13 protein-coding genes are annotated in these 12,477 nt (G+C 51.1%); 10 read left to right on the top strand and 3 right to left on the bottom strand.

Annotated features, from left to right (window positions below; all coding sequences use genetic code 11):
* Positions 1-44 precede the first annotated feature (44 nt).
* Entirely contained in the window at positions 45-593 is a 549-nt protein-coding gene (locus tag G006_RS0103635; protein ID WP_020481804.1) for a hypothetical protein, read from the top strand.
* 93 nt (positions 594-686) lie between these two features.
* Here the strand turns inward: G006_RS0103635 and G006_RS0103640 are convergent, their stop codons facing one another.
* The 3 genes from G006_RS0103640 to G006_RS24880 form a co-directional block, all read right to left on the bottom strand.
* Positions 687-1,967 (bottom strand): three-Cys-motif partner protein TcmP, encoded by a 1,281-nt coding sequence (locus G006_RS0103640; protein ID WP_020481805.1) that lies wholly within the window; start codon positions 1,965-1,967, stop codon positions 687-689.
* 8 nt (positions 1,968-1,975) lie between these two features.
* Positions 1,976-2,713, bottom strand: coding sequence for a DUF5131 family protein (locus G006_RS0103645; protein ID WP_020481806.1), 738 nt, complete (start codon positions 2,711-2,713; stop codon positions 1,976-1,978).
* Between the two features lie 123 nt (positions 2,714-2,836).
* Complete coding sequence (locus tag G006_RS24880; protein ID WP_020481807.1) at positions 2,837-3,481, bottom strand: hypothetical protein; 645 nt, start codon at positions 3,479-3,481, stop codon at positions 2,837-2,839.
* Positions 3,482-3,760: 279 nt separating this feature from the next.
* Between G006_RS24880 and ssb the strand changes: the two genes are divergently transcribed.
* From ssb to G006_RS0103700, 9 genes are all read left to right on the top strand, one after another.
* Entirely contained in the window at positions 3,761-4,324 is a 564-nt protein-coding gene (gene ssb, locus G006_RS0103655) for a single-stranded DNA-binding protein (RefSeq protein ID WP_442785758.1), read from the top strand.
* A gap of 143 nt (positions 4,325-4,467) precedes the next feature.
* Complete coding sequence (gene bet, locus G006_RS0103660) at positions 4,468-5,508, top strand: phage recombination protein Bet (RefSeq protein ID WP_020481809.1); 1,041 nt, start codon at positions 4,468-4,470, stop codon at positions 5,506-5,508.
* Positions 5,509-5,605: 97 nt separating this feature from the next.
* The gene (locus tag G006_RS0103665; protein WP_020481810.1) at positions 5,606-5,941 is read left to right on the top strand and encodes a hypothetical protein; all 336 of its coding nucleotides are present in this window, start codon (positions 5,606-5,608) and stop codon (positions 5,939-5,941) included.
* A complete protein-coding gene (locus G006_RS0103670; protein ID WP_020481811.1) occupies positions 5,938-6,939 on the top strand; it encodes a YqaJ viral recombinase family nuclease in 1,002 nt (333 codons plus the stop codon). The genes G006_RS0103665 and G006_RS0103670 overlap by 4 nt, the downstream gene beginning before the upstream one ends.
* Positions 6,940-7,247: 308 nt before the next feature.
* Entirely contained in the window at positions 7,248-7,460 is a 213-nt protein-coding gene (locus tag G006_RS0103680) for a hypothetical protein (protein ID WP_020481812.1), read from the top strand.
* Positions 7,461-7,571: 111 nt separating this feature from the next.
* Positions 7,572-8,513 carry an AAA family ATPase gene (locus G006_RS0103685; RefSeq protein ID WP_020481813.1) on the top strand — a complete coding sequence of 314 codons (942 nt, stop codon included), beginning with the start codon at positions 7,572-7,574 and terminating at the stop codon, positions 8,511-8,513.
* Between the two features lie 2 nt (positions 8,514-8,515).
* Positions 8,516-9,277 (top strand): hypothetical protein, encoded by a 762-nt coding sequence (locus tag G006_RS0103690; protein ID WP_020481814.1) that lies wholly within the window; start codon positions 8,516-8,518, stop codon positions 9,275-9,277.
* Positions 9,278-9,360: 83 nt separating this feature from the next.
* A complete protein-coding gene (locus tag G006_RS0103695) occupies positions 9,361-10,527 on the top strand; it encodes a DUF3150 domain-containing protein (protein ID WP_020481815.1) in 1,167 nt (388 codons plus the stop codon).
* An 88-nt stretch (positions 10,528-10,615) separates the two neighbouring features.
* The gene (locus G006_RS0103700) at positions 10,616-12,436 is read left to right on the top strand and encodes a VWA domain-containing protein (RefSeq protein ID WP_020481816.1); all 1,821 of its coding nucleotides are present in this window, start codon (positions 10,616-10,618) and stop codon (positions 12,434-12,436) included.
* Positions 12,437-12,477: the final 41 nt, after the last annotated feature.

Consider the following 12,477-nt stretch of genomic DNA (forward strand, 5'->3'; position numbering starts at 1 on the left):
ATCCAAGTCTGTTTCGAACCCTATTCTTGGGAGGAACTTGTATTGTGGCGGGCGCTAGTTTTGGATTTTGGATTACGGGCGTATTGCCGGATCAGACTCTGGTTTCCTTTTTAAAATATTCGACGGTTTTGCTCGGCATCGTTTGGGCATTTTCAATGATTGTCTATAACAAGCTTTACGACTTAACCGAGCTGGCCGCTATCGATTACAAGCAACACCGTGGATTAGAGTCGGCAATACGCCTTAGATTGCAATGGTTTTGGTTTCGCGCGGTTGTTCTAGGGATATGCAGCTTAATAATAAACGTGCCAATGTTTATGAAAGATGGCGGGTTAGCGATAACTCCAGCTATTTTTTCAATCGCTTTTGGCACCCTGATGCTTTCCTTATTCCTGTTACGCCGGGTATGGCTAGAACTGGAAGACATACGCGAACTAAGGTCGGAAGTTAAAGAAATTGAACGGCGCGAGAAAAAACGCACCGACCAAGTTCAAGCGTTAAAAGACGGCGCGAAAAGCTGGGAGGATGATCCTCGATTAACAAATCCAAGTCCCCAATCCAAAACTGATGGTCAATCAGACCTTGAGCATTAGACGATAGAAATTATCGCTCTAGTGCTGCTTTAAATTCTCGTCAACGGCTTGGAATATGCTCAATCAGCATCAACAACAACTTATAGATTGACATCAATTCGAAAACTCAAATATCAATCTTTGTCGGGGTGCAATAATCTGGTCTTTATCATGGATGGTGTTGGGTGATTTGCGTCTAGCACCATTCTCTGAAATAACTTCTACTTGCTTATAATCAATTAAACAACCAATGGCTTCCCTATAAATTTCAGCCGAAGCTGCAGAATTGTTGCAGGTCGTTGCAAATAATTCACCAAAGGAAATGCCTTCGTCTCGTGCGTAGACCAGATGCGGTATGTCATGAGAAAGCGCATCAATACTGGCTTCTTGAGCAGGATCATCAAAACAAAAATCCAACTCCATTTGTCCCGTATAAGCACTATCTCTTTCAGGGATATAACCAACTATCTGAAACATGTCCAAGCCTGGACTGCCGTAGTGGATAAAATAGTTATTTTTTTGCCAATGAATTTGCGTCATCACATCCCGTGCTCGGTGATGTTGCGACAAATGCACTAACCAATAATCGCCATGACCACCAGATGATCGAATGAAGAAGGGAGTGTAATAACGCGCTCCACAATTCTGGACTAGCTCTTGATATAAACAACTTTGAATAAAAAAACGCCAGTCCTTTTCAGATCGCTTAATATCAGCGATAGAACGACCTCTGAGGGCATTCGGAATACCAGCTTTATTGAGTAAATTTTTGGTCAACTGTCCGTCATTTGCATAATTTATAAAAGAGTCAACATTAAAATTTAGAATGACTTCTGAACCGGGTAGTGACGTCAGGATTTTTCTTATGTGGTCAGTAGGTACATCTGAATAACCGTATTGATCGAGCAGGAAAATAGCCCTTTTAGAGCGTGTACTTTTTTTGCTTACAAATTCGATAATGCTATTTGCCTGAGAATCAAAGGTTGCTTGGTGAATGAATATGGATTTTCCAATTAAACTCTCATAGCCTTTGTCAATTAACACCCTGCTTAAACAGGCACAGGCACTTTTATCGCTATCGATAAAAAAGTAGTCCACTTTAAAAACGATTTTTTTACGGCGATCGCGGTTTATTAAGAATTCAGCCTCTTTAATAGCATCGAGCATAATAATAGGAGAGCCATAAACAAGTTGGTTTGTAGCGCTGTGCTTATAAATGCCGCCGCCTGAAAAGCCATCAACTAATGTTAATTTGAGCTCTTCTTGATAAGGGGTTGAAATTAACGTTTGTACATAATTAACCAAATATGATCGTAATATTTCATGCTTGGCTAGGCTGTGTTGATCTATGTCAGCCGGTGAGTCAGGGTTCCACTCATAGTGTTTTTTCGCCATTCTAGTCCTTATAAATTGACAGGCATTTCGTTAAAAATGCGTCCATTTAGCATACGGCCATTTGCTTTTTTATCCCGTTTTTTTCCGTCAACACCCCAACCACCCCACTGTTTAAAGAAAAAGGCGGCCCCCACGCTGTCAGCTTGCTGCTTTACATTTTCGACCCACTCCGATTTCATGAAGCGTGCTTTTGGACCGGACTCGCCCCCCACTATGACCCAATGAATTCCGGTCAGATCAATTTCGCCTAAATCTTCAAGCAGAGGCTCGACTGATAGAAAACGGGTCTTTGCATTGATCCGCCGTAAATAATCAATACGTGGCACACCATATTTCTGATCTTCAACTGACACGCCTAACCAGACATTGTCTGGGCATGGACGTTTGCTAAAATAATCAGGTAATCGTTCAGCGCGCTTTGTAAGAATTTGATAGGTATGGTGGGGCGTTTGTTGAATAACCGAAAACACCTGATCCAGAAATTGATCAGGAATACCTTCATGAAACAAATCACTCATCGAATTTACAAAATATAGCGTTGGTTTCTTACGGCGCAAAGGCTGAGTAAGCCTCTCAGGTAAAATGGATAATTGGAACCCATTCTCATATCCGCTTGCTTTCATAGCTTGCAGTCTGCCTGCCATGATTTCAGCATAGCAGTGCTTACAACCCGGTGAAATCTTCGTGCAACCCGTTGTGGGATTCCACGTTTGTTCTGTCCATTCGATTTGTGATTTAGCTGCCATAAGAATACCTCCGCTGTAATTATATAGTTAAGGTTAGCGATTTATCGATTCATGCAACCAGATAATTAAAGGAATTGGCTCAGATAGCCATCACACGGTTAGCTTATTCCCCCTAATCAATTTTCAAAAGTCAGCACCATGAGGGATATCTTGAGTGTTCCTCGCTTCTGGCTCTGGCATCAAACCTGACTCTTCTCTTGCTGCCCGCACCTCTTCCCCATGCCCCTGCTCATATGCCGCCTGATGCGCATGCCGTTCCATAGTCACAATTTTATTCGCTAGCCTCTGCAACCGCTGCTGCCATTGATAACGGGCCTCAATGCAATGCTTGTTGGAGATGACCTGGCATAGCCACAATGTGTCCATTACGATCATCAATTGGTCCAGTAAACGAATCAACTCGACGAATTGCGCAATCTGCGGCGAAGCGATTTTCGCCACAAATTCCCTGGGGTGGGTATAGGTAGGCGTTTCGGTGATGCCGTTGTCGGCTTTGAGTTTTTCCAACCGTAGTTTTTCCTGCTGCAGTTGCTCCGCGCATTCGGCAATCATCTGACTGACAAGGCTTTCGATTTCATCGACGGTTTCTTCCCGGCCGATGATGCGCAGGATCACGTCGATTGCGTACAAGGACACCATCAACCGGTGATAGCTGTTCCGGATGACGCGAATGGCTTGTTCGCTGTTGATCTTAAACGTACGCTCGAAAATCGGCCGACTGATAGCGCGGCGCGGGACTGGTTTAGGCTGTGGAGCTGTTTCGGACATGACTGTTTCCTGATGTGGACGAATGGGCAGTGATCGTAAGCCAGATTTTTTTTAACCTGTCCGCAGCTGATGGCGAATTCGGCGTCAGCTGCAAAAGCTCTTCAAAATAATTCTGCTTCAATACCCGCCAACTGAAATGGTTGGCCATCAGCCTTCCGCTTCACCCCAGACTTTCTCGGCTGGTCTTTCATGGCCGCCTTGATCCGACTTTGGTCGGCGTTCCGTTTTTAAGCGGCGACGGTGGTTTTCCATCGGCGTGTCAGGTGCGTCAAGCCTGATGTGAGTATTAATTGTTTAACCCTGCCGGGCGTATCGATTCCCCCTCGGATTCGAGGCGCCGGCATGCCCATCGCCGCGCCGCTGGGTATTGTTATCGTTGAGTCGGGCGCGGCCGACAGGAGGAATGTCATCATGGCCAATCGCGGCGTGAACAAAGTCATCTTGCTGGGCCGGCTCGGCGCCGATCCGGACGTTCGCTTTATGCCCAATAACGGCGGCAAAGTCGTCGCCATCCGTTTGGCAACCAGCGAAATCTGGAACGATCCCAAAAACGGTAAACAGGAGCGGACCGAGTGGCATCGGGTGGTGTTTTTCAAAAAACTCGCTGATACCGCCGAACAGTATTTGCACAAAGGCAGTCAGATCTACATCGAAGGCCGTTTGCGTACCCAGCAATGGGGTCAAGCGGGCGATAAGCGCTACCGTACCGAAATCGCCGCCTTTGAATTGCAGATGCTGGATCGTCCCAATGCATCGGCATCCGCAAGCGGCTCGTCATCATCCCCAGCGGCGCCCGAAGATGCCGATTGGGAGGACGACTACAGCGATATGCCTATGCATTAATCCGCGGCGCGCCGATTATTGGCGTTCGTGGATATAACGTTTACACCGCCGATCCTTTTCAGGCTTCGGTATTTCAACCCCAAGGGGAATTCCATTCCCCGGCGGGCAATGGCGTTCCCTTTTTTTATTGAAGGAGACCCACCATGAGCCAAAACAACCGCAACAACTTACCCAAAACCCGCGACCTGCCGATGCCGGTCACTGCGCAACAAAGCTATGGCCTATCGGAACAGTCCTGGAAAGTACTGACGGAAGTGACCTTCCCGACAGCCAAAACACCGGAAGCCATCCTGATGGCGCTGGATTATTGCAAGGCCCGCAAGCTCGACATCTTCAAAAAGCCGGTGCATATCGTGCCGATGTGGAGTGCCGCTTTAGGCCGCAATGTCGAAACCGTCTGGCCGTCCATCATGGAAATTCAGACCACCGCATCCCGAACCGGTGTTTGGGCCGGCATGGATAGGCCCGTCTGGGGTCCTGATGTTACCAAGACTTTTACCGGTCGCTATAAGGACGACAACGAGCAATGGCAGGAATCTAGTGTCACCGTGACTTTTCCCGAATGGGTGGCGGTTACTGTGTATCGGATCGTCGGCGGCAAACGATGCGCCTTTACCGAGGAAGTCTACTGGCTGGAGGCTTATAGCACGGCCGGCGGTAAAAACTCGCAAGTGCCGACCGCCATGTGGATCAAACGCCCCAAGGGGCAATTATCCAAATGCGGTAAAGCAGCGTCGCTCAGGGCAGCCTTTCCGGAGGAATGCGGCTATGCCGCCGAGGAAATGGATGGCAAAACGCTCGACGACCTCACCGACGCTACCGTCATTGATGGCGAAGCGACTGTGTGGGAAGGCGATGCAGGGGATCGGTTTGCCGAATCACCCGAGCACACGCCTCAGGTGATCAACTTGTCGCAAATCCATCCCAAGGTGCAAAAGGCCGTAGCGGAATTGGTACGTCGTACCAAGGCGGCAGGTGCCTGGAAAGCAGCCTACGACTATGCCCACCAGAAGTTCAAAGGCATCGACCTGACCTTTGCGTTGGCCGAGTTGGACAAGGTATCGCAAGTTGAACCCAAGGCAACACAAGCCCTGGAACAAACCGAAAACACTGGCATGCCACCCTTGTCCGCGAAAGACATGGCGATGAATCAGGCCCGTCAAACCCTGGGTCACGCGGCTTAGAAGCGCTGCAATTCCAATTTCTTTAACCACCCACGAGGGCGTCATGATTCGCCCACCGGGTAGGAGATGACGCTCTTGTTTTTTGTAAGGAGAGGTCATGAAAACAAACGATCAATCATTAAACCGCGTGCCCTGTCATACCGACTGGCAACGTTACGATTCACCCACGGTGTTACGCCGTCACGGCCGTGGTTTTCTGGAACGTCTGTGGCGACCCCAGGCCAACGAACCCAATCCGCAACCCTTGAGCCGACCTGAATTGACGACACTGGCCGAGAGTTTTGGCGGTGTGTGTCTGCCGGCGCAAGACGAACTGCTGTTGCTGTTCGGCGATGGCCATTGGGCCCGGCGTTGCCAGACCCAGTTGCACAAGCTCGGCATCGAGACGGTGCGCTTCGGCTGCCAGGTACAGTTGACCGGATTTTCGCGATGAAGGTCGTCGACGTATCGCAACGTTCCGACGTATGGCGGCATTGGCGATTACAAGGCGTCAGTGCCAGCGAAGCGGCCGTCATCATGAATCGTTCGCCGTACAAAACCCCGTGGCGGCTCTGGGCCGAGAAAATCGGCCTGGTACTGGAAGCCAACTTGGACAACAACCCGTTGATCCGCGCCGGCATCCAGCAAGAGCCCGAGGCTTTACAGCGTTTCGAGGATAAACACGATCTGATGTTGTTGCCGCTGTGCGGCGAGTCGGAAAAGTATCCTTTGATGCGGGCCTCGTTTGACGGCTTGTCCGAAGCGAATGAACCCGTCGAAATCAAATGCCCGCACGAGACCACGTTTTTGGATGTGGTGTTGAATCGGGAAGCATCTGATGCCTATCAACTTTACTGGTGCCAAGTCCAGCAACAATTGCTGGTTTCCGAAGCACAGCGCGGCTTTTTGTTTTTCTACCACCAAGGCCAGGATGTGGAATTCGAGATTCAGCGCGATGAGACTTTTCTCACCCGGCTGGTCGATACCGCGATGGATTTCTGGTCGGCGGTCAAATCGAAAAAGGAACCGAGTAAGGATCCCGAACGCGATTTGTTCTTGCCCAAAGGTCATGCTGAGCAGCAGTGGCAGCAACTGGCGGCGAGTTATCGCAATAGTGCCGTGAAAATCGCGGATTTGAAAGCGGAGCTCAAAACCTTAGAGGATAGTCAGGCGGCCATTGAAAACACTTTGGTGTTGCTGATGGGCGAATACGTGGCTGCCGAACACTCGGGGTTGCGTATCAGCCGTTTTCAAAGCCAAGGCGCCATCGATTACAAGGCAGCACTCCAAGCCTTGCAACCGGATGTTCAGGCCTCGGCGCTGGAAGTTTACCGAAAACCGTCGGCCACGCGAGTCCGTGTGACCTGCCGGGACGACGACGGTAAACACGCCGAAGTCCCGTTCGACGCTCAGGCCTTGAAAGACCTGGCGGGCGTGGACTTTTGGTTTTGATGTTTCGTTTCAAGACATCCTGTAACCCTAGTGGTTACAGGATGTTCATTCATTGACGGCATGATTGAGTTCGGCAATGTCGGTTTTAGGCTGAGCTTTCAACAAAGTCCAACCCAAAACTCGCATCGTTCAGGCATTCCCTTCGTGGAATCCCGAATCCGGTTTCGACCGGCGTTCCGTTGTTAAGCGGCATGAGCGTTTGCCTCGTGTGCCAGGTGCGTCAAGCCTGGTGTGTTTAGTTTGTCCCGTTGGGGTTCATCACCCGCACGGGACTCGGTGACCCCTTTTAATCATTGAAGGAGGTCATCATGAATCACGACTTTTGGAAAACCTTGCACGGCTGGTTGAACGTTGCGCATAGCGACGACATCCAGGCCAAAAAGCGGTTGCTGCTGGAGATGCACCGTCAAATCTCGGACCCCGGTTTGAGAAGCGACATTCACCGCATCCTGCGCTTGATGGATCGGGAGCTGTTGGCCCGCGCCGAATGGGCGATGTACTGTGTGATGCAGTTGCGTTAATTTTTTTATCTGCCCTGGTTTGCCAGGGTTTAAATCACCCGATGGGGCTCATTACCCCCACCGGGGTGGTGCGCCCCTTGTCATTTGAGGCTAGTCCTCGAGGAGCTCACCATGTATCAATCGTATTCCATCGCCGACACCTTCGGCATTCCTGCACCGGCCACCATGAAAGTGGAAGGCTTTATGGCCGGACAAAACGCCTATGTCCCCGCGCAAAAGCCGTATGTGTTTCGCAAGGATCACTTACGCGATGTGTTGGCGTTTTTAGGCTCGCACAACGGCGACGGCTTATACCTGACGGGGCCCACCGGTTCCGGTAAAACCTCGTTGTTGGAGCAAGTCGCGGCGCGTCTTAATTGGGGCGTGCATTCGGTCACCGGTCACGGCCGACTGGAACTCAACGATCTGCTGGGTCAGTACATGCTGGTCGACGGCGGTGCGATGAAGTGGATCGACGGTCCTTTGACCCTGGCAGTACGCCTGGGCCATGTGCTGTTGATTAACGAAATCGATGCCATCGACCCCGCAGAATTGATTGGCCTGAATGAAATCGTCGAAGGCAAGCCTTTGACGATCCCGCAGACCGGCGATGTGATCACACCGCACCCCAAATTTCGTTTGGTCGCCACCGGCAATAGTGCAGGTAGCGGCGATCAATCGGGCTTGTACCAAGGCGTGTTACGTCAGAACTTGGCGTTTCTGGATCGATTTCGGCTGATGGAAGTCGGTTACCCGGAGCCGGAAGACGAAATGAAACTGTTGGCCGATGTGGTGCCGAGCATGCCGGAAACGGTACGCGAAAGCATGATCAAAGTGGCCAACCAGATTCGTAAGGTGTTTATCGGCGGTGCGGATGGCGGCGGCATGTTATCAGTCACGTTATCGACGCGCGGTTTAGTGCGTTGGGCGTCATTGGTGGCCACTTTCAAAAGTGCGCCCAATGCCTTGGCCTATTCGCTGGATAGGGCCTTGACCTTTCGTGCCGAACCCGCCGAACGCGAAGCGATTCATCGGATCGCCAAGGATGTGTTCGGCGATGACTGGCAGGTCTAGTCATGGCTGCCTGGAATTTATATCGTCATCGTAACAGTGACGGCAGTTCCAAAGACTGGGCAGTCAGGAGTAATTCGGATGGTTCGATCACCACTCGTTGGGGGAAAACGGCAGATAGTTTGCCGGGCATTAGCAACCGATACGGCGTTAAGCAGCTCGACATCGAACGACAAAAGCAGGCCAAAGGCTATGTGTTGGTCGGCGAAGTTGATATTGATGTGAACGGTAATGTGGTGTTTCCGGGCAAGACTTCGGCAACTCAATCACAAGGCCCTGATCCTAATCCCGAACCCCTGCCAACACCACCAGTCGAGTCGCTGTATTGGACCATCGAATGTCGTGCAAAACAGGCAATTCGAGAAGACTTGGGTATCGAGGTCAGGCGACTGATCGGCGCTATTCAAACCGTGTCGGATCAGCAGTCTAACCCTGAACAAGACTGGGATGGCTGGCAACAGTGGATTGATGCAACCACCCATACCGAAGTCTTTGAATTGAGCGGACAAATCAAGCAGGTTCATGGCGTTTTGCCATGTCTGTTTTTACTGGCTCTCAAGCATCAAGGTTTCAAAGGCGTGGAGATTGATATTGCCACCGAAACCGCCCGAGACCTCTCGGTCGATCTGAAAGCTGAACAGGAGGTGCTGGCATTTTTCGGCACCGATCTGGACAGCATCAGAGAAACCGCTGAAGTCTTAGGTTTGCTCAAACCCCGATTAAATCTGGCAGCGGCTATGTCCGACACGGACGACTGCTGGTTTTAACCGGTTTGTAATTTTCATTTAACCCGAAAGGGGCACATCGGCCCCAGCGGGATGGTTGTGCCTCTTTTCTTTAGGAGGTTCCCATGTCGCATGAAACGCAAGTGATCTTAGATCGCGTGGTCTTGGTGAAAGTCGAAGCCAATATCTACGGTGCCCGCAAGAAACTGAAAAAAGAAGATCTGGTGCTGGCCGACGGTAGCAAACTGCCGCCGGAGGACTTAGCCAGCTTAGGTTCCAAGCGTTTGCTCGATCCTGACCAGTTGACGGTGTTTAACCGCCTGAAGAAAGAAGCCGAACGCATTTGTTTACGCGTCGGCACTCGCTTTCTGGGTGGCTTTGCCGTACCGGTTGAGTCTGCTTCGAGCATTACCGCTGAACTGGAACGCATCGCGCTAGATTTTGCAGCGGCTAAAACCGAGTTTATTGCCGGTTACGATGCAGCGGTGACTGACTGGGTGGTTCGCCATCCGGAATTTGCCGGCATCATCGAGCAAGCGGTGGATTCAGTGGAGTTTGTATCGACGCGGTTGTCGTTTGATTTTCTGGTGGTCAGTGTCGGTTTACCCGATAGCTTGCCGCCGGCGGATGTCGCACGACTGGAAAGCAAAATCGGTTCGTTGAGCGAACAGATGTTCCATGAAATCGCGGTGGACGCCAACTTGCTGGTCGAGCAATCGTTACTCGGCAAGGAGCAAGTGACGCGCAATGCGTTACGGCCAATTCGCCGCATGCGGGACAAACTCGATGGTTTAGGTTTCCTGGATCATCGAGTCGCACCGGTGGTCAGCACGATTGATGATCTACTGGCGAGAATTCCTACCAAGGGCGCCATTGAAGGCAGTATTTTGCAGGAGATTCTGGCCACGGCCATGCTGTTGTCCGATCCGGATAAAACCCGGCGGCACGGTGAAGGCTTGTTGGAAGCTCAACCACCCGTTGTTGATGATGAAGTCATCGAACACGCGGAGACAGAGCCACCAACAGTAGCAACAACTGTCATCGCTGAAACCGTTTCAGACAGCCACGATTTTTCCGATCTGTTTGACGGCATCTTTGACGATGAAATAGAACCTGAATCGGTATCGGAGGACTGGGCGCTTGAGGTTTTGATGGATAAAAATCAGACCAAACTGGTGACCGACAGCGATGCAGATGAATCCAACTCTTCTGAGCATTCAGCAGAACCGGCAACGGTGACTGCCGGAGACGATGAGGAGGCGGACGAATCTGACCAGGACTACTGGTTCTGAATGAGCTAACACCATTTAACCATTCACCCACTGGGGCAAATTCATGTCCCGCTGGGATCATGGTTTGCCCTGATTTTTGGAGCACACCATGAAAAATAGAACCTTACACAACGCGTTCCCCATCGTTGCGGCGGCCATCGGCAATCGCTTCGGCATCAAAGTCTGTGTCGGCGGCGATCAAGCCGAAACCGATGGCCAAACCATTTGGCTGCCGGCCTATGAAGGTGATGATCCAGATTATCAGGATTACGCCTGGGGCTTGCTGGCTCATGAAGCTGCACATATTCGGTATTCGGATTTCAGTTTGCGTTATGGCAACTCAGTCTTACGCCGGCGCTTATGCAATGCAATTGAAGATGTCCGCATTGAGCACGAACTGGCCAAGGACTTTCCGGGGACACGGCTGACGATACGCACCGTGATTGAAAAGATGATAGTCAAAGGCGACTTTGTGGCCAGTAGTATCGATGATCATCCGGCCAATATTCTGTACAGCTTTGTATTGAAAAATTTGCGTGCAAGGGTACTGGGTCAAACGGCCTTATTGCCTTTGGTCGCGCAAACGGAAGTGGCACTGAAAGCGAAATTTCCGAAAGGTGCCGTAACGCGGGTGAAAGGCTTGTTGTCCGAAGTGCCGCAGGGTTTGCAGTCAGAAAGCGATTGTCTGCACTTGACCGACCGTATCCTGACGATGATCGAGCAGGAATTCGAGCAACAACGGCAGCGTAATCAGGCACAGTCATCGACCGATGAGGACACACCGCCTGAACCGGATGATACGGATCAGGCCGCTGTATCTGCAGATTTGAACGGTTCGAACGGCTCGGATTCCGAGGATGATATGGAACACGATCAACGTTTACCTGCCGATAATGACGACGAACAGTCTTCAGAATCCGGTGGTAACTATGATTCCAATCCGGAAAATCCTGACGATGAACCCAGTGCGCAGGCAGAAAATTCTTCATCCGACCCGCAAGGAGATGACGAAGAGAGCACGGTGAATGCCGATCCTGTAGGCGTCTTGCAAACCTTATTGTCCGCTGCTGACAGTGACATCGACCAGGATCTGTTCGAATCCCTGAAATCATCGTTATCGTTGGCCGCAGAAAACGTATCGGAACTGTTGATGCCGAGCGGCAACGAGCCGCCTATGGATGATCGGGCCGGTGCGTTTTTGCTGCGTAAGGTGCAAGGCGAATCGGGAAAAATCCGCGCCGCTTTGCAAGGCCTGGTGCAATCGCAAACCATGAACCGCTCGCAACACGCCTGTCGTGGACGGCGGATGGATGGCAAGCGTTTACACCGTTTGTCCTTGGGTGAAACCAAGGTGTTTCAGTGCAAACAGGCCAAACCAGCACCCAATACGGCGATACATCTGTTACTCGATAAATCCGAAAGCATGGGTTACCAGGTGACTGATAGCCAAGGCCAACCCATCGGATCGCGTATGCCGATTGCGTTGGAAGCCGCCTTGGCACTGGCGTTGGCATTTGAAAGTATTCCGGGGGTTAATCCTGGCGTCACCGCGTTTCCCGGACATCAAGATGACTCGGTTTTTCGTCTGCTTGAGCATGGACAACGCGTGAATGCCCGAACCGGCGCCTTTTCGCTGGCGGCTACCGGCAGTACGCCGATGACCGAAGCGATTTGGTTTGGTGCAGCATCACTGCTGCGTTGCCGGGAACCGCGCAAGGTATTGATGGTAATGACCGATGGCCAACCCAACGATACCTTGAGTACGCTGGATATATTACAGCGCTGCCGGGATAGCGGTATTGAAACTGTCGGCATTGGTTTGGGACTGGATGTGAGTCATCTGTTCCCGATTGCCATCACCATTAACGATCTTCAGGAGCTGAGAGCGCAATTGTTCGAGCTCTCGAAAGCGGTGTTGTTGGCGGCCTAAGTCTCGGCCAGTCAATTATCCGTAGCCCAATCCTTGGCGTA

Origin of the sequence: Methylomonas sp. MK1 (assembly GCF_000365425.1) — a bacterium.
In the GTDB taxonomy this organism is placed as follows: Bacteria; Pseudomonadota; Gammaproteobacteria; order Methylococcales; family Methylomonadaceae; genus Methylomonas.

Excerpts from the sequence above, each read along its gene's own strand:
- G006_RS24880 (WP_020481807.1), bottom strand. The coding sequence starts at position 3,481 with ATGTCCGAAACAGCTCCACAGCCTAAACCAGTCCCGCGCCGCGCTATC.
- G006_RS0103680 (WP_020481812.1), top strand. The coding sequence starts at position 7,248 with ATGAATCACGACTTTTGGAAAACCTTGCACGGCTGGTTGAACGTTGCG.
- G006_RS0103645 (WP_020481806.1), bottom strand. The coding sequence starts at position 2,713 with ATGGCAGCTAAATCACAAATCGAATGGACAGAACAAACGTGGAATCCC.
- G006_RS0103685 (WP_020481813.1), top strand. The coding sequence starts at position 7,572 with ATGTATCAATCGTATTCCATCGCCGACACCTTCGGCATTCCTGCACCG.
- G006_RS0103700 (WP_020481816.1), top strand. The coding sequence starts at position 10,616 with ATGAAAAATAGAACCTTACACAACGCGTTCCCCATCGTTGCGGCGGCC.
- bet (WP_020481809.1), top strand. The coding sequence starts at position 4,468 with ATGAGCCAAAACAACCGCAACAACTTACCCAAAACCCGCGACCTGCCG.
- G006_RS0103665 (WP_020481810.1), top strand. The coding sequence starts at position 5,606 with ATGAAAACAAACGATCAATCATTAAACCGCGTGCCCTGTCATACCGAC.
- G006_RS0103670 (WP_020481811.1), top strand. The coding sequence starts at position 5,938 with ATGAAGGTCGTCGACGTATCGCAACGTTCCGACGTATGGCGGCATTGG.
- G006_RS0103690 (WP_020481814.1), top strand. The coding sequence starts at position 8,516 with ATGGCTGCCTGGAATTTATATCGTCATCGTAACAGTGACGGCAGTTCC.
- G006_RS0103640 (WP_020481805.1), bottom strand. The coding sequence starts at position 1,967 with ATGGCGAAAAAACACTATGAGTGGAACCCTGACTCACCGGCTGACATA.
- G006_RS0103695 (WP_020481815.1), top strand. The coding sequence starts at position 9,361 with ATGTCGCATGAAACGCAAGTGATCTTAGATCGCGTGGTCTTGGTGAAA.